We start from the raw sequence: 17,485 nt of genomic DNA, 5'->3' as shown, positions 1-17,485 counted from the left end.
CTAATTAAAAAGTGGTAGTGCAATTAGCGATTTTAAAAATATTGTTTTCAAGATGATGCAGCAAGTTTAGTTATGTCTGTTTTCTAACGTTTTCAATTTATTTAAGATCCAAGACCGAATATCTTCGATATCGGCTTGTGATAAACTATTGACAAAATCACGTTTTTTGTGAAGTTTATTACGGTCTTCTTCAGTTAACACAACGCCTTTTAAGTTTAATAAGACTTCTTTACGATACATTGAATAAATAAAGTCTTTAATTAATTCATCTGAAAGATTGAGATTTTTCATCGTAATTTCCTTATTTATTATTTGATCTATCAGTAAGCTGGAAATAAGCCTATCTCTATAGCACTTTCAATATATGCTAATATTTAAGCAATGACAATGGTTGTTAATTTTAAATTTAGATGATTTTATTCACTGCAAAGAGCACATTTATGCACTGCTTAATTTGATAAGTGATTAACAAACCTGTTGATAACTTGATAATGCTCTAATTATTATTGATTTTTTGATGCGGTTAAAAAATAACCTATTTTTATTAAGTATCGATTAAGACAAGAAATCAGAAAATATTAGCCCAATATAAAACGAAAAGCGCAAAAGATTAGCCAATGTGTCACAGCAATTAGTGATTTGCTGTGACACTGACTATTATTGGAATTTATAAAGCGGTAAAAAAAGCCATTAAGCCAAAAATAACGCCGGGAGAATTGGCAATAGCAATTGGCCAATCTTTCTTTTCACGTAATAAGCCATAACAGACCCATAATGAACAGTTTATAGCGGCGGCTAGGGGTTGTGTTGGATTAGATTTAAACCCATGAAGATTATCAATGATTTGTGGGATATAAGAAACATACATACCTAATGATGCAATGGTTGCAATGATGCCCAAATAATGAAAAGCTTTCGGTGAAAGATTCAAGATCTACCTGCCTGCTCAAAAATGAATGGAGGCATAAAACTCTAGCATATATCTAATAAAAATTAAACTTGCGATAAGATGTGAAAAAGTAAAATATCATTAAATATTGACCACAATGCTGGCGGAGTTATTCGCTTTTATCCCCTCAACCGGCACCTACCTAACCGCATTAAAACATACTTTAGGGAGTATTATTAACTGTTTAGCTTAATAAAAGCGCTAAAATCCGTGAGGCTTAATAACATAGATCAGTTGCAAAGCAAGATATGAATGTTACGGTTAGCGCAACGAGTGGATTTATCATCTTGTCAACCTATGGGATTTGCCCCATAGGTTTTATCGTTAACTTCGTTTCGTTAAGTTAATTCAGTTTGCTTTGTTTCTTCGCCCAATATCACAATGGCCATAATTGCCACTAAAATTGATAGGCTAAATAAAGCAAAAACGGCGCTAACACTAAAATCTTTCGCCATTAATAATCCCACCATTAATGGACCTAAAATGCCACCGATTCGACCAACAGATGCCGCCATTCCCGATCCGGTTGCCCGAATATTGGTACTATATTGTTCCGGTGTATAAGCGTACATGGCTCCCCAAGCACCTAAGTTAAAAAATGACAATAATGCGCCGTAAATGAGCAACTGGTTGGCTGTATCGGCTTGTCCAAATAAATAAGCACTGATTAATGTGCCGGATAAATAGGAAACTAAAACCCATTTTCGCCCTACTCGTTCAATTAACCATGCAACGGTAAAATAGCCGGGTAACTGCGCCAGTGTCATAATTAAGATGTATTGAAAGCTTTTGACCATATCAAAACCTTTCATCATCATGACACTCGGTAGCCATAAAAACATACCGTAATAGGAAAATACCACACAAAACCAAACTATCCATAACATAACACTTTGCTGACGAAATGGTTTTGAAAAAAGTAATCGAATCTTTTGTATAACCGTTTCTTTTTTTATTATCTCATTTGAATGGCTATAAGTTGGCGAATCAGGCAGGTTAAACCGCAAGTAGAGTGCGTAAAAAGCTGGCATGGCACATAAAATCATTGCACCTCGCCACCCTACTGACGGTAATGGTATCAAAAAATAGGCGATCAACGCTGCCAATATCCAACCAACAGCCCAAAAACTTTCCAGTAACACCACAACACGGCCACGTACATTTGGCGCAACACTTTCACTCACCAAGGTAGAGGCAACCGGTAATTCACCCCCTAGTCCCATTCCAATGAAAAATCGAAGCACCAGCAAGCTATACAGTCCCCAAGCAAAAGCACTTAAGCCGCTGGCGATGCTAAACATCAGTAAGGTAAATAAAAAAGCGGCTTTGCGACCTTTCTTATCCGCATAGAGACCAAAAACGAAAGCCCCCACAGCCATACCTATTGAGTTGACACTTCCAATTGTACCTAACTGGGTGGCAGATAAGCCCCAATCTTGTTTTAAAGCCGCTAAAATAAAAGAAAGCAATCCAACATCCATTGCATCAAATAGCCAGCCGGTACCGGCAATAAGTAACAGTTTGTTGGTGGTTAGTGATAAAGTTTTAGAACGTTGCATAATCGATATAAAAAAATGGTAAACGTAACTGGATCAAATCAAATTTTGATTAAAATGTCCATAACTTAATCGGAATCAAGCGCTATTTTCATTAAGATTTCAAGCTTGTGCAACCGTCCTGCTTTAGCTGAATAATAAATTCAATATGCGATTTGATAAGCCTATTTTAAGCCAGATAAATGATCCTATTGCTTTGGATATAGAGATAAAAATGGTTGGTTAATCGTTCACCCTCAGGGCTTTTAAAAATCAATATTGCATTATAACGCCACAAAATAAGTTAATGAGTCAGTGGATTTAACCTTTGTTTTACTGTTGATAACCAAATTAGGCACGATTTGGTTAATTTTAGATGATTGAAACAGATATCACATTTTCTTGTCCCAAAAACTAATAGCAAACCCATTATTTGTGAGCATTTAAAGCAGCGATTAATATCGCATTCAGCGAAAATTTTCGACTAATTTTGGGTGATATACACCTGATTATTAAGTATATTTTTTGGATCATACTGCTGTTTAATTAACTGCATTAAATGGCGATTTTTTTCAGGTATCGCCTGCTTAAAATAGTTTACTTTGGCTGTTCCAATTCCATGCTCAGCGGAAGGTAATCCCCCTAATTCATGGCATTTTTGATAAAGGGCTTCGTGAATCTGTGTTAGTTGAGTGAGCCACACTGAATCTGAACGCCCGTCACGAAGTATACATAAATGAATATTACCGTCACCGGCATGCCCAAAAGCGAGCATACGTACGCCGGTTTCTTCTGATAACTGTTTGGTAAATGTGATAAAGTCGGCAATTCGATTGATTGGTACAACTGTATCAATCGGATCTTGTTCTGTCACAGCTTCAACTGCCCGAACCAGCGACCCTCTCACTGCCCAAATTTGATTGGCTTGTTGGGCTGTTTCGGCAACATAATAACGACAATCACTTAGATTGGCTAATAACAGTTGACGTTGCTGCAAAATAGATTGAGTATCTAAGGCATCTAACATAATAATCAAATAGGCCTTAGCATCAGCAAGCGGAAATTGAAAACCTGAATAACGCTCCCCCCACTGAGCAACTTGCCTCTCTACCAATTCCAATGCGGTTGGCGTTAATGTTTGCAAAATAGTGGTAATATTGGCAACGGCCTGTGCAAGGCTGGCAAATCCTAAAATTACCGTTTCAAAAACTTTGGGTTTAGCAATTAGCTTTAAGGTACATTGAGTAATAATCCCAAGTGTCCCTTCACTACCAATAAATAGATGCTTTAAAGATAACCCGGTATTATCTTTTACATTTTTACTACCAAAATTTAAAACAGTGCCGTCGGCCATGACAACTTCAATTGCTTGAACATAATCCCGAGTCACACCGTATTTAACCGCCCGCATCCCACCGGCATTAGTGCTAATATTGCCACCAATTGTGGCATTTTTTGCCCCCGGATCGGGTGGATAGAAAAGATCATGCTGCTCAACAAATTGTTGCAGATCTTCTAATAACATGCCGGGTTGCACTGTGACGGTAAAGGTTTGTTTATCCAATTCTATCAACTTATTCATCAATGAGAGATCAATAATAATCCCGCCATTGGGAATAGTTGAACCGACTAAATTGGTACCTGCGCCTCGTGTTGTAATATTAATGGCGTTATCATTGGCATATTTTACAATGGCTGCGACTTCTGCTGTGGTTAGTGGATAGACCAACACATCGGCGTGACCAAATTTCAATTTTAAGCCATCACTAAGCTGTGATTGCGCAATCGCTTTTTGGTAAACAATGCGCTGAGGATCTGCTATAAGATCTGCTAAGTTTTTCATATTCTTATACTCACTACTTGTAACTTCTGTCAAAATGATTAGCGAGCTTGTCCCCTAAAAATTGTATTAGCATGACAATCATAATCAGAATAATAATACATAGAACAAGAATTTCAGTCACATATCGCTGATAGCCATAACGAATAGCTAAATCACCTATACCACCGCCACCAACTACCCCCGCCATTGAACTAAAACTGATTAACGAAATGGTTGTTACTGTTGCATGGCGAATTAATTGCGCCATGGCTTCAGGAAATAGTATTCCGGCTATAATTCGAATATGTGAAGCACCACTTGCAACCGCGGCTTCAATTACCCCTTTATCAATCTGACTAAAGGCATTTTCAGCTAATCGTGCATAAAATGCGATCGCAGCTAAAGATAAAGGAAAGATCACCGCTTTAGGCCCTACCGTTGTGCCCACAATAAGCGCACCTAACGGTAGAACCGTGACCATGAGAATTAAAAATGGTATTGAACGTGTCGCATTGATGATAAAATTAGCAATATTATTCACCACGCTATTTTTAAAAAAGAACGGGCTGGAGAGTAAAAAAAGCAGTAAACCAATTAGGGTACCAAACACAATACCGGCAACCAAAGACCAGCTTACCATGATAAAAGTCTCATAGGCGGCTTGCCATAACATTTGAGCCATTTGGGCGATAGTCAGTTTGATCATCAATTTATCTCCTCAATAATGACACCTTGATTAGCAAGTTTGGTAATAAGATGATTAATATTATCCGGCTCGCCTATCAACGCTATGACTAAATTGCCCAATGCTTGATCATCAAAGTATTCAATAAATCCATGCAAAATATTAAATGCGACCTGCGTTTCTAAGGCTGTTTGATACAAGATAGGTTGCGTAGTGTTTTCATTAATATAACGTAGACGCACTAACTTACCTTGTGCATTTTGCTTGATTAGATCCGGCAAATGGGTGTTTTCATCAATGTTAAGAAAATCTTGAGTAAAAGGCTGTTTTGGGCAAGCGAAAAGATTAAATGTTGTATTCATCTCAACAATCCGACCTTGTGACATGACCGCAACACGGTTGCAGATTTTTTTTACCACATCAATTTCATGGGTGATAAGCACAATAGTTAAACCAAACTTTTGATTAAGCGCTTTGAGTAAATCTAAAATTGCGCTTGTCGTTGTTGGATCTAAAGCGCTGGTTGCTTCATCACAAAGCAGTATTTTAGCCTCATTAGCTAAGGCACGAGCTATCCCAACCCGTTGCTTTTGCCCGCCACTAAGTTCGGCCGGATAAGCATCAGCTTTATCACTTAATCCGACAAGGGCAAGTAGCTCTTTAACTCTGTTTTTAACCGCATCGCCTTTTTTACCCGCCGCTTTAAGTACAAAAGCGATATTTTCAAATACCGTTTTTGATGAAGCCAAATTAAAATTTTGGAAAATCATACCGACTTGAAAACGAAAGGCTTGTAAATGACGGCCTTTTAACGTATTGATATCAATACCATTAATTATGATTTGCCCGCTGGACGGTTCAGCAAGTCGATTAAGTGTTCTCACCAGTGTACTTTTACCGGCTCCACTGGAGCCGATAATGCCAAAGATATCGCCTTGATAAACATCAAATGAGACATTATTGACCGCTTCTATCAACTGATTTTTTGCCTTAAAATGCACCGACACATTTTTTACTTCAATAAGAGGTGTAGTTTGCATAGTTAGAATAATTGATAATCAGGTTTTTGAAAGGTGTAAAAAATACCATTTTTATCTTCAATCACTTGGCTAAATTCCGGCGATTTAAGCACTTCAATCAGATCGTTGCCTAATGTCTCTTTCGATTCGGTGCGAATGGCAATGACATTTTTAAGGTCTTTATCTAATACTTCCGTATAAAGCGCTTTAGACAAATCTAAGCCGGCACCAATAGCATAATTACCATTTACTACTGACAATACCGCACTATCTAAAGAGCGTGGCGTTTGTGGCGCTTCGATTGGAACGATATTTAATCCATAACGATTTTCGATAATATTGCTTGGTGTAAGTTTATTTTTATCAATAGTTGGATCAAGCTTAATTAATCCGGCCGCTTGTAAAATTCGTAGCGCTCGCGCTTCGTTAGTGACATCATTGGCAATCGTCACTTGATCGCCGTTTTTTAACTGCGAAAAATCGGTTATTTTATTAGAATAAATACCCGCCCCAGCAGTCGGGACAAAACCGATTGCTACAATATCTAATTGGCGTGCTTGTTTAAAATTATTCAAATAAGTGAGATGTTGAAACAAATTAACGTCGATCTCTTTATTTGCTAAAGCAAGATTAGGTTGAACGTAATCACTAAATTCACGGATCTCAACACTATACCCTTTTTTTACCAATCCGGGCGCTATCGCTTGCTCAAACATATCACCATAAGGACCCGCCGCAACACCAACGATAATATGATTTTCTTTTTTACTGTTGTCACAGCCTGTTAACAGTATTACTGTTGATAAAACGGCAAAAGCGAATGCGATTAATTTTTTAAACATAATAATTTTTCCTTAAATTTGGATAATCTTTCTAAAGCATCAATCAAGGTTTGTTGTTGTTTAGCAAAATGAAAACGAATATAACGATATTCTGGATGTTTGAAAAAAGCCGAACCGGGAACCGCAGCTACACCCACCTCTTTGATTAACCATTCACAAAATTCAAAATCAGTTTTAAATGGGTTAAATGCTGAAATATCTACCAGCACATAATAAGCACCTTGCGGCGGATAATAGCTAAGCCCAATCTTATCTAAACCTTGCAAAAACAGCTGACGTTTAGCCATATAAGTTTGTGATAGCTGCACATAATAATCATCAGTTAAAGCCAACCCTGCACAAGCAGCTTTTTGCAATGGTGCAGCTGCGCCCACAGTTAAAAAATCATGGATCATTTTACATCCATCAATAATCGATTTATCAGCAATGATATAACCCAAACGCCAACCGGTGATCGAATAGGTTTTCGATAATGAACTGCAACTAATCGTGCGTTGCTGCATTCCGGGAAAGTTGGCTAAATAAAGATGTTGATAAGGCGGATAAACAATATGCTCGTACACCTCATCGGTGATCACATAAGCATCAAACTCTATCGCTAATTGACTGATATATTCAAGTTCGTCTTGAGTAAACACTTTACCGCAAGGGTTGCTGGGATTACATAAAATTAATGCTTTAGCGCCTTGCTCAAAAGCTTGCCTTAATTCTTGTTTATCAAATTCAAATGTCGGCGGTTTTAGTGGAACATAAATGGGAGTAGCATCAGATAAAATGGCATCTGCGCCATAATTTTCATAAAAAGGAGAAAAGATGATAACTTTATCTTTCGGATCACAGATCGTCATCACCGCGCACATCATGGCTTCAGTACTGCCACATGTGACTAGAATGTTTTCCTCAGGATCGATCTCAATATTCATCAACCTTTGCTGTTTTTTAGCCAACAACTGCCTAAACTCACGTGACCCCCACGTTATTTCATACTGATGCGGACCTTGCTGTGCGGCTTGTTTCAATGCTTCAATCAAGGCTTGCGGTGGGTCAAAGTCAGGAAATCCTTGTGAAAGGTTGATAGCTTGATACTGATTGGCAATTCGGGTCATTCGGCGAATAACCGAATCAGAAAAATGGTCGAGTCGTTTAGCGAGTTTATGCATTATTTTCTTTATTTATATTTATAAATTATAAGGCTAGCAAGTATAATACAAAACTCTATTTTTACTGTTAAATAATATATTTATATATCTTTATAATTTTTATTTATAACCACGATTATTAACGTATAAGGTCAATTGCGATTCAACTAGCTGTGCAAGCGTGAATAAAATATATGGCAGAGAAACAACATAGATGCAAATCAAAAAACAATTGACCTAAACATTATTCACAACCTCGGTTAGTTACAGCAATTGAAACTTATACAGTCAGAAAAATAACATCAACGTTGTTAAAAAAATAATATCAATATGATAACGGCACGACTGGGCAAACTTGATGTTGATTGTCAAAAAGTTTCAGATTTTATATGTGTTTCAGTATAAAACCCCGTTGAAGATCCAATTGAGCAATTTAATATCGTTTACTGACGATAGTCTTAGCGATTCAACAAGTATTCATCAATTTTTTCCAGACCTCTTTTTGCAAACAACTTCAGGGTCGTAATAGAAAAAGCACCAGCCTGCACCTGATTTTGGTGGTCTTGTGTAAAAATCATTTGATTTATCATCATAATCATCAGTATATTTACCTTCGGCTATACGTCGTTTGACTTGTTGTTTACTTATTGAGGCTAAATCGATATTTTTAACATTTTGCCACCCCAAAGTTGTAAATATCCGCTCAGCCAGTGTTATATAAGTTGCAATATCTCTTTTATAGGTAATAAAAATTGCCGGGATAAATAATATTCCGAGACCAGTAAATGCCGGAAACAGATTATCTAATGTGAACGAACTAAAAAAATAAACCATACAAAGAGTAAATAATATGTATACAATGAAATAGAGTAAGAGTTCACCCTTTAAAGATTGCTTTCTCCCTCCTGTACAAGGAGGAATGATAGAGATTATTTGTTCGCTGGGTTTTAACATTGCGTATACTTCATAATGGTCAGCATGCTTTTCGGCCACAACTTCTACCTCATCCCCATCTTTAAATTGATAAAAACCAATCCAACCTCTTAATGTAAGATAATTATTTAATTGAGCTGTAATATATTGCCCATCAAAATAGTTACTCCGATGAATATCATCACCATGACCAAGCGATGCCAGTGCTGCGGTGCCATTGCCTGCTACCGTTGCCAATGCAGCTCCGCTACGCATTTTTGCTTGTTGTTTTTTTCGTTCTTCTATACTCATATAAGCATCATCAAATAATGGTGCTTCACAAAATATACCTTTGAATTCGGTCAAAGTACCGGTTAGTTTAACCAGTTTTTAAGGAGGGAGTATGGGATCAGGAATACTAATACCGGTTTCCTTTAATAACTCTTCTTTATCTTTATAGGTTTTATCTGTTCCGTCATATTTGGCATAGGGCATAGTTAAATTCCGTTTATCTATGTTGTAACCAATATGTTTTAAATCTATACGTTTTCAGAAAACTATTTTTTTCTTTTAGCTTTTACCATATTTTTAGACGGCTTTTTAGGTGTTTTTTTACATACAATTTCGGGATTGTAATAGAAAAAATACCAACCAGCGCCTGATTTTGGAGGCCTTTCATAATAATCATTTGAATTATAATTATATTCAGTGGAATATTTACCTTCTTCAATTCGTTTTTTGACTTGCTTTTTACTCATTGAAACTAAGTCAATATTTTTCACATTTTGCCAATCCAAAGTGGTAAAAATCCGCTCAGCCAGTGTAATAAAATTAGCAATACTATTTTTATAAGAGATAAAAATCGCCGGAATAAATATCATTCCAGCTCCCATAAAAGCTGTAACCAAATTATCTAATGTAAATGGTGCAGTAAAATAAACCATACAGACAGTAAATAGTATATAAAATAGAATGAGCGGTAGAAGATTACGTTTCAAAGACTGCTTGCGCCCCCCCATACAAGGCGGAATAATGGAGATAATTTCTTCACTGGGTTTTAGCATTGTGTATACTTCATAATGGTCAGCATGCTTTTCGGCCACAACTTCTACCTCATCCCCATCTTTAAATTGATAAAAACCAATCCAACCTCTTAATGTAAGATAATTATTTAATTGAGCTGTAATATATTGCCCATCAAAATAGTTACTCCGATGAATATCATCACCATGACCAAGCGATGCCAGTGCTGCGGTGCCATTGCCTGCTACAGTTGCCAATGCTGCTCCGCTACGCATTTTTGCTTGTTGTTTTTTTCGTTCTTCTTTACTTATATAAGCGCAATTATATAACGGTGCTTTGCAAAATATCCCTTTAAAATCAGTCAAAGTACCGGTTAGTTTAACCAGTTTTTTAGGAGGTAAAATGGGATCAGGAATACTAATACCTGTTTCCTTTAATAACTCTTCTTTATCATTATAGATTTTATCTGTTCCATCATATTTGGCGTAAGGCATAGTTAAATTCCGTTTTTTTTGTTTACTAGCAATTTTTTAGTAAAAAGCCAGCTTATATCAGATAGCAGGAAACATTCTCCTTTTAAGGATAATTTTAGGCATACTCGTGATTTTTGGGATCCCTTTCACTGCTTAATAATTCTATCCAATCTTACTATCTATTTCAGGGAATATGAATTCAAATCCAGTGTTTTTTGATAAATTTTCCGCTGAAATATTCAGTAAAAATTGTTTGAAAATCCCATCGAATATTAATTAGATCACAATAAATTTTAACTATAATACCTTTTGCTAACTTATAAGACATTATAGTTATTTGCGTAGCAACGATATAACCTATCAATAAAAAAATGCAATGAAATGATGAGTTATCTATTAAATATTGATTTTTTTATTGTCCATTATGGTATTTTCCTAGAGACTAGGCCTCATAATATAAAAAGTGAGTTTGAGTGCGAGGGTATTTACGCTTAGGCTTAATAGACCGATTAAAAGAAGCGTCTTTTTCATCTCATTTTCTCCCTTTTTATTTACCTTACATTCCATGTTATTGCTTACGTTAATTACTAGCTATTGTTCTGTCGCTCTAAGTTTTATTGACGCTTCAATGGTTTTCGCTATTTGGTAGATTTCATCTTTAGTTAAAGGTGTTTTCCCTTTTGATTCTTTTTGTTTCCCAACTACTAGAAGTTGCAACCATGGATTATGACCCTCTTTTTTAGTTTGATAAGGTTCAACTACAGCATAATAACCATAGTCGGACGGTGATTTATCTTTATAACGTATTTCAACAAAACCCGCTAAGCCATTACGCCCATCCATTTTGATATCCCGATACTTTATGGGGAAGCCTAGTAATTTAATATTTTTAATATTTCGATTACTTATATCGTAATTACTGTTCCAAAATAGATTGATTTCTTCTTTGGCATCATAGCGCAAGAGATTGGTAAAAGGACTTGTATTTTCGGTAAACGAAATAACGATATCAGGGTGCTCTTTTAATCGAAAAGAGACAGTTAAAATAAGGGGTATGTTGGAATTATCACCGGCGATAAAGCCAAATGGAATACATTTTCCTGCGGTATGCGGCACTTCAAACAGTTCACGAGGCGAAAAACCGTTAATAATTGCTTCGACGTTATCTTTATAAAAATCAAAATTTTTTTCTTCCGCTTGGCGATAATCATTAGTAAAAAAAGAATAAATTCTATTTTTGTCTATAAAAGTTACACGAGCTCCATTTTTTGTATAAAACCCCAAATTATTATCTTTTTCCCATATTTCTACCATATCATTGGAATTGCTGTTTTTAACATTACTATTCTCTATAGCTATTTGTTGCTTTGCTTTTTTTAACTCTTCATCGTTCCATTTTGCAGTAATTGATAAATTATTTTGGTTATAATTAAAAGCTGATAAAATGGCCCATTTACCATCTTGAAAATAGATAGGGAAACGGGATTTTGGTTTAAGGTATTTATTTGTCGGATAAAGTGCTACCTCAAGATTGTCAGGTAAATCTAAGGTATATGAGCCAATACACTCGGTTTTATAGGTGAGTTCTACCGCCAGAGTTGTATTAAGGCTTAAAACACCAAATAAAAAAATCATCTTTTTCATTTTGTTTTTTCCTTTATTTGCCTTAGGCCTCATATTATTAATTGATTGTAATGCCATTATTGTTCTGTTGCTCGACGCTTTATTGATGCTTCAATGGTTTTTGCCATTTGGTAGATTTCATCTTCTGTTAGGGGGATTTTTCCTTTTGCTTCGCTCTGTTTGCCAATAACAGATAGCTGTAACCATGGGTGGTTGGTTTTGCTGTTTGGCGTGTTTCGGGAATAGTAAGACACTACGCCGTAATAACCATAGTCGGACGGCGATTTATCTTTATAACGTATTTCAACAAAACCCGCTAAGCCATTACGTCCATCCATTTTGATATCCCGATACTTTATGGGGAAGCCTAGTAATTTAATATTTTTAATATTTCGATTACTTATATCGTAATTACTGTTCCAAAATAGATTGATTTCTTCTTTGGCATCATAGCGCAAGAGATTGGTAAATGATCGTGTATTTTCAGTAAACGAAATAACGATATCAGGGTGCTCTTTTAACCGAAAAGAGACGGTTAAAATAAGGGGTATGGAGGCATCATTACCGGCGACAAAGCCAAATGGAATACATTTACCTGCGGTTTGTGGCAGCTCAAACAGTTCACGAGTGGAAAAACCATTAATAATTGCTTCGGCGTTTTGTTTATAAAACTCAAAATCTTTTTTTTCACCTTGGTAATATTCATTTGAATAAAAATTATAAATATGATTATTTGGGTAAAATGCTAAGTTACTAGCAAAATCACTATAGTAACCAATTATATTATTTATATTTATTTTTTTTAATTTACGTTTTGAGTTAGTTTCTGAGCGATTATCGGATTCTTCAATTAATTTGTTTATAACCTGCTGTTTAGCTGTTTTATTTAAATTACCATCATAAATATCTAATATATTACGATTATAATTAAAAACAGATAAAATTGCCCATTTTTTATCTGCAAAATAGTTTGGAGATTTTGAACTGGGTTCAAAATAATGTTCTATTGGATTGAGTGCGATTTCAAGATTATCGGGTAAATCTAAAGTATATGAGCCAATACACTCGGTTTTATAGGCGAGTTCTACCGCTTGGGTAGTTACGCTCAGGCTTAATAAGCCGAGTAAAAGGAGCGTCTTTTTCATCGTGTTTTCTCCCTTTTTATTTACCTTATATTCCATGTTATTACTTAAGTAATTGTTAACTATTGTTCTGTTGCTCTACGTTTTATTGATGCTTCAATGGTTTTCGCCATTTGATAAATTTCATCTTCCGTTAGGGGGATTTTCCCTTTTGCTTCACTACGTTTTCCAATAACTGATAGCTGTAGCCACGGATGATTGGTTTTGCTGTTTGAGGTGTTTCGGGAATAGTAAGACACTACGCCATAATAACCATAATCGGAGGGTGATTTATCTTTATAACGTATTTCAACAAAACCCGCTAAGCCATTACGCCCATCCATTTTGATATCCCGATACTTTATGGGGAAGCCTAGTAATTTAATGTTTTTTATATTTCGATTACTTATATCGTAATTACTATTCCAAAATAGATTGATTTCCTCTTTGGCATCATAACGCAAGAGATTGGTAAAAGAACTTGTATTTTCAGTAAACGAAATAACGATATCAGGGTGCTCTTTTAATCGAAAAGAGACGGTTAAAATAAGGGGTACGGAGGAATCATTACCGGCAACAAAGCCAAAAGGAATACATTTACCTGCGGTTTGTGGCACTTCAAACAGTTCACGAGTGGAAAAACCATTAATAATTGCTTCAACGTTATCTTTATAAAAATCAAAATTTTTTTCTTCATAATATGAACGATTTGATGTATGAAAAGAGTAAACTCTATTTTTTATAATAAAATTTACGCGAGATGCATTTTTTGAATAATAACCAAAACTATTCTCTTTTTCCCATAATTCTACAAGATTATTAGGGTTATTGATTTTAACTTCCTGATTAAATTTATATAATCGTTTTCTAACATCAATTATTTCCTCATCACTCCAGCTATTAGTAATAGCTAAATCATTTATATTATAATTAAAAACAGATAACATAGCCCATTTACCATCTCGAAAATAAACAGGAAAACGAGATTTTGGTTTAAAGTATTGATTGGTAGGATAAAGAGCCACTTCAAGATTATCAGGTAAATCTAAGGTATAGGAGCCAATACATTCGGTTTTATAGGTGAGTTCTACCGCCTGGGCTAAATAGCTAAAACAAGTAAGGCCGGCTAATAAAAAAATCTTTTTCATGAGAGAAAATCCTTAAGTTAATAACCGAATATGATAAGCAACCGCGTTATTTTCATCTTCAGTCCAATGAATGGGCACTAATGTAATATAACCTTGAATGTTTTTTAATGCACCGGGTTTGTTGATAGCATAATTTTGCCAAAAAATTTCATTAAAAGGCATCAATAACTCTTCTGTGAAATATTGCTCGCTATACATTTTTTTTAATATTCGTTCATAATTTATAAAAGGCTGTTGGCTAATGGCTCCAAATATTCCGTTATATTTTTCAATCTCTTCCACTAGTAATTTTGACTCTTCCCATTTTTTATTATTTTGCTGTCTTAATTTATCATAATCTAAAGCAGGCCAAATTGATGAATATTTTTTAATTTGGGCATCCTCAATATCCTCGATATACAAATAATTCCTCGGAATAAATGGGAAAACCGATTCAAAAATATCAGTATTACTTTTAGCTCGGGAGCGGATTGCAGTAACACTACTGGCAAGTTCTGGGACGTTAATCGCTTGTTCTAAACCTTGACCATATAATCCTTGCCAAATTTTGGTGCGTAATTCATAAGCAAATTTTCTAACCGGTATAGGTATGCCACGTTCAGGACAATTAATGGTTTGTGAATCATTATCTACAATTAATGCCGCAAGCTCTGAATCCCGCCCACCTAATAAGCTGCGGTCATTAATATTGGCACTACCGACTAATACATACAGATCATCCACAATGGTTAATTTGCTATGAACATAGATTTGTTCAGTAAGTGTGCGATCACCTAACTGAGCCCAACTACGCAGATTAAGTAAGGTAACATATTTATCACACTCTTCTAACTCTATTGTTTTGTATTCCTCGCCCATTTTATCGTAATAGGTTGGTCGCAATTTTTGCCAGTTTTTTCGTGGCACTTCATCTTGAACAAGTTGTTGATAAACCCATAAATGTTTGCGAATGCGGTTAAGCAAACTATCGCTACCAAATACGATTGTTTGCATGGTTTGATGGATGGTAGCCATAATAGAACCAGTATTTAATAACCCTTCCGGATGTACAGGTAAGGTTATATAGACATGAAATGGTTCGGGTTTAAAGGCAAAAATGACACTGGCAATTTTATCGCTTAAAGCTTGAACAATTTTATTTTCAGGCAAATCATTAGCCGTTGCCGATAACACTGTTGTCGCCCACGGTTTAAGTGGCAACTCTATTTGTGCGGCCTCGGATAATTGATCATTTAATGAAATATCAGAAGGACTACCATAATCAGAGATAAAAAATTGATTTTCCAAATAAATATAGCGTTTGGCTTTTTTTATTAATTTTAGCATCACCTGATAAATATCAGATTGTGGCTGCAATGTGAAGTTAGTTTTATGCCGAACATTCGGTGCCAGCTTGTTAAGACCTTCAATCCCATTATATAGGTCTATATCGCTACCCATTAGTACCGACATTGTTTCCTTAGCACGCATAGAAAGAGGCGCACTTCTTAATATCTGTACACTAACATTACCTTTATCTACCATTTCATCATATTCTTGCTGTGTGGGTAATGATAGTGATTTATTTATACAATAATCAGATACATTGTCATTTTTTTGCTCACCGTTAGTGCCAGCTTGCCTCCAACGTAATACAAAATTTAATGTTAAGTCGAATACCGCTTTACCTTCAATTTTAACGTGAATATCTTGCCATGGCATAATTGGTTGATTGTCGGCTAATGTTGTTTTGGTTTTTTCAAAATATTTTTTATCAAATATTTGTGTTTGGCTAAGTTTATCATAGCTAAGCGTTGAACGATCTCTAGGTCTGAATGATAGACTTATTTCTTTTCTGTCATCGCCCATCAATGCAACACAAGGATTATAACGATTCAACACTTGTCTATTGTCTGCATTCGGATCGATATCATAACCATGGCTATAACGACCATAAGCTAAGTCTATTCCACCTACGTATGCTTTTTTTCTATCAATAATAATACACTTTTGATGATGAGAGAAAAACATTTGCGTTGCAATACTGTAGAATGGCTCATCATTTTTTGAACTATGTAATCTGACAAAAATCGCTTCTCGCTGAATATATTCATTTATGTAGTTTCTTAATACGTTTCTAGTATCTTGATCATTGGTATCGACGGCGATTGACTGCGATTTCCAAGGTAAAACAAATATTTCCAATTTTTTATTTTTCTGCACCACTTCAAGTATTAAATCAACTAAACGTATATTTGGTGTTAGCATTGCATCCCAGTTTACCTGCCAGCCAGTGATATAGATTTCTCTTTCAGCACTACGAATATCAGCAATTAAATCCTGAAAATAGTCATAACTTTGTACATAAGCTTTTACACTATTTTTATGTGCAGGTTCCGCAAAATTATCTCTATTACCATATTTATTGATATCATATAACCAAATATCCTCAGTTACTGTCGAGGTGTAGTTTTCCTCGCCTTTTTCATCAAACAAGATATGTGTTTTATTATGTTCCATCATTAGCATACCATCATTTTCTTATTGATTTGATCAATTGATTCTTTTCAATTTGTGAGTTACTTTCAACCGCATTTAAGAAACTTTTCTGCTCTTTTAATAAATTGGCTTTGTATCCCATTGCTTGCGCTGCTTTAATATTTTTTGTTGAATTATCAACATCCCCTAATGTCGACATTTGTAATTGATAAGCAATATTATTATTCACAATCCATAAACGGCCTGGATGCTTGTTATACTGTGCAACGATATCTTTCGATTCTTCCGATGAGATTTGTAATTCGCCAGTCTGTGTTGTTTTACCTTCATAAATAACGTCATCAGTCATTAAAGCATCTTCAACACAATTAGCCGTGACAATTCGCCATTGTGAATTGCTATAATGAATTCCATTACTACCTGGAATATCACTAATTTTCAGATTTAACTGGCATGGTAATGATTCGGCAAATTCTACCATACTTAATGGTAACTCAATTGTTGTCGGAAATAATGATGTGGGCCCCATCTTCTGCATCACATTACATTTAAGCTTAACGTTATCTGGTGTACCTAGCTCTATGCCTTTACTGCTGATTTTGATATACGAGCCGCCACAGATTAAGGTTAACTCTTTGCTGGCGGTAATGGTCAGTTTGCCGTCAACACTGTCAATGTGGATATCTTGCTTTGCGGCCATATTCAGGTTGGCATTT

15 protein-coding genes are annotated in these 17,485 nt (G+C 35.5%); all 15 read right to left on the bottom strand.

Translation table 11 applies throughout. The features are described from left to right. Positions 1 to 66: 66 nt before the first annotated feature. Complete coding sequence (locus tag J3U74_RS11265) at positions 67 to 291, bottom strand: hypothetical protein (protein ID WP_220217496.1); 225 nt, start codon at positions 289 to 291, stop codon at positions 67 to 69. 376 nt (positions 292 to 667) lie between these two features. Continuing rightward, a complete protein-coding gene (locus tag J3U74_RS11260; RefSeq protein ID WP_255556100.1) occupies positions 668 to 931 on the bottom strand; it encodes an SWEET family sugar transporter in 264 nt (87 codons plus the stop codon). A gap of 356 nt (positions 932 to 1,287) precedes the next feature. Then, positions 1,288 to 2,508, bottom strand: coding sequence for an MFS transporter (locus J3U74_RS11255; RefSeq protein WP_267329100.1), 1,221 nt, complete (start codon positions 2,506 to 2,508; stop codon positions 1,288 to 1,290). Positions 2,509 to 2,968: 460 nt separating this feature from the next. Next, on the bottom strand, positions 2,969 to 4,327 hold the full coding sequence (locus J3U74_RS11250; RefSeq protein WP_267329101.1) for an FAD-binding oxidoreductase: 1,359 nt from the start codon (positions 4,325 to 4,327) through the stop codon (positions 2,969 to 2,971). A 13-nt stretch (positions 4,328 to 4,340) separates the two neighbouring features. Beyond that, positions 4,341 to 5,012: a methionine ABC transporter permease gene (locus J3U74_RS11245; protein ID WP_366518719.1), complete on the bottom strand. Its 672-nt coding sequence runs from the start codon at positions 5,010 to 5,012 to the stop codon at positions 4,341 to 4,343. Continuing rightward, complete coding sequence (locus J3U74_RS11240; RefSeq protein ID WP_267329102.1) at positions 5,012 to 6,031, bottom strand: methionine ABC transporter ATP-binding protein; 1,020 nt, start codon at positions 6,029 to 6,031, stop codon at positions 5,012 to 5,014. The genes J3U74_RS11245 and J3U74_RS11240 overlap by 1 nt, the downstream gene beginning before the upstream one ends. Before the next feature lie 2 nt (positions 6,032 to 6,033). Continuing rightward, positions 6,034 to 6,852: a MetQ/NlpA family ABC transporter substrate-binding protein gene (locus J3U74_RS11235; RefSeq protein ID WP_267329103.1), complete on the bottom strand. Its 819-nt coding sequence runs from the start codon at positions 6,850 to 6,852 to the stop codon at positions 6,034 to 6,036. Next, positions 6,837 to 8,012 carry a pyridoxal phosphate-dependent aminotransferase gene (locus J3U74_RS11230; RefSeq protein WP_267329104.1) on the bottom strand — a complete coding sequence of 392 codons (1,176 nt, stop codon included), beginning with the start codon at positions 8,010 to 8,012 and terminating at the stop codon, positions 6,837 to 6,839. Before J3U74_RS11230 ends, J3U74_RS11235 begins: the two co-directional genes overlap by 16 nt. Positions 8,013 to 8,471: 459 nt before the next feature. Then, positions 8,472 to 9,215, bottom strand: coding sequence for a putative type VI secretion system effector (locus J3U74_RS11225; protein ID WP_267338051.1), 744 nt, complete (start codon positions 9,213 to 9,215; stop codon positions 8,472 to 8,474). A 245-nt stretch (positions 9,216 to 9,460) separates the two neighbouring features. Continuing rightward, positions 9,461 to 10,420 (bottom strand): putative type VI secretion system effector, encoded by a 960-nt coding sequence (locus tag J3U74_RS11220; protein ID WP_267338052.1) that lies wholly within the window; start codon positions 10,418 to 10,420, stop codon positions 9,461 to 9,463. Between the two features lie 570 nt (positions 10,421 to 10,990). Then, positions 10,991 to 12,043, bottom strand: a complete 1,053-nt coding sequence (locus tag J3U74_RS11215; protein ID WP_267338053.1) for a T6SS immunity protein Tli4 family protein — start codon at positions 12,041 to 12,043, stop codon at positions 10,991 to 10,993. Between the two features lie 56 nt (positions 12,044 to 12,099). Then, positions 12,100 to 13,167, bottom strand: a complete 1,068-nt coding sequence (locus J3U74_RS11210; RefSeq protein WP_267338055.1) for a T6SS immunity protein Tli4 family protein — start codon at positions 13,165 to 13,167, stop codon at positions 12,100 to 12,102. A 59-nt stretch (positions 13,168 to 13,226) separates the two neighbouring features. Next, positions 13,227 to 14,291: a T6SS immunity protein Tli4 family protein gene (locus tag J3U74_RS11205; protein WP_267338056.1), complete on the bottom strand. Its 1,065-nt coding sequence runs from the start codon at positions 14,289 to 14,291 to the stop codon at positions 13,227 to 13,229. A 12-nt stretch (positions 14,292 to 14,303) separates the two neighbouring features. Then, on the bottom strand, positions 14,304 to 16,793 hold the full coding sequence (locus J3U74_RS11200) for a hypothetical protein (RefSeq protein ID WP_267328934.1): 2,490 nt from the start codon (positions 16,791 to 16,793) through the stop codon (positions 14,304 to 14,306). Between the two features lie 10 nt (positions 16,794 to 16,803). Beyond that, positions 16,804 to 17,485 (bottom strand): DUF2345 domain-containing protein (locus tag J3U74_RS11195; RefSeq protein WP_267338057.1); only part of this gene is annotated, 682 nt, incomplete at its 5' end.

The sequence above is a fragment of the Gilliamella sp. B3892 genome, assembly GCF_026536305.1.
Classification (GTDB): domain Bacteria; phylum Pseudomonadota; class Gammaproteobacteria; order Enterobacterales; family Orbaceae; genus Gilliamella.
This window is presented reverse-complemented; position numbering and strand designations above follow the sequence as displayed.

Coding starts and splice junctions, on each gene's coding strand:
- J3U74_RS11220 (WP_267338052.1), bottom strand. CDS start 10,420: ATGCCTTACGCCAAATATGATGGAACAGATAAAATCTATAATGATAAA.
- J3U74_RS11265 (WP_220217496.1), bottom strand. CDS start 291: ATGAAAAATCTCAATCTTTCAGATGAATTAATTAAAGACTTTATTTAT.
- J3U74_RS11250 (WP_267329101.1), bottom strand. CDS start 4,327: ATGAAAAACTTAGCAGATCTTATAGCAGATCCTCAGCGCATTGTTTAC.
- J3U74_RS11245 (WP_366518719.1), bottom strand. CDS start 5,012: ATGATCAAACTGACTATCGCCCAAATGGCTCAAATGTTATGGCAAGCC.
- J3U74_RS11235 (WP_267329103.1), bottom strand. CDS start 6,852: ATGTTTAAAAAATTAATCGCATTCGCTTTTGCCGTTTTATCAACAGTA.
- J3U74_RS11255 (WP_267329100.1), bottom strand. CDS start 2,508: ATGCAACGTTCTAAAACTTTATCACTAACCACCAACAAACTGTTACTT.
- J3U74_RS11200 (WP_267328934.1), bottom strand. CDS start 16,793: ATGATGGAACATAATAAAACACATATCTTGTTTGATGAAAAAGGCGAG.
- J3U74_RS11240 (WP_267329102.1), bottom strand. CDS start 6,031: ATGCAAACTACACCTCTTATTGAAGTAAAAAATGTGTCGGTGCATTTT.
- J3U74_RS11210 (WP_267338055.1), bottom strand. CDS start 13,167: ATGAAAAAGACGCTCCTTTTACTCGGCTTATTAAGCCTGAGCGTAACT.
- J3U74_RS11215 (WP_267338053.1), bottom strand. CDS start 12,043: ATGAAAAAGATGATTTTTTTATTTGGTGTTTTAAGCCTTAATACAACT.
- J3U74_RS11205 (WP_267338056.1), bottom strand. CDS start 14,291: ATGAAAAAGATTTTTTTATTAGCCGGCCTTACTTGTTTTAGCTATTTA.
- J3U74_RS11225 (WP_267338051.1), bottom strand. CDS start 9,215: ATGAGTATAGAAGAACGAAAAAAACAACAAGCAAAAATGCGTAGCGGA.
- J3U74_RS11230 (WP_267329104.1), bottom strand. CDS start 8,012: ATGCATAAACTCGCTAAACGACTCGACCATTTTTCTGATTCGGTTATT.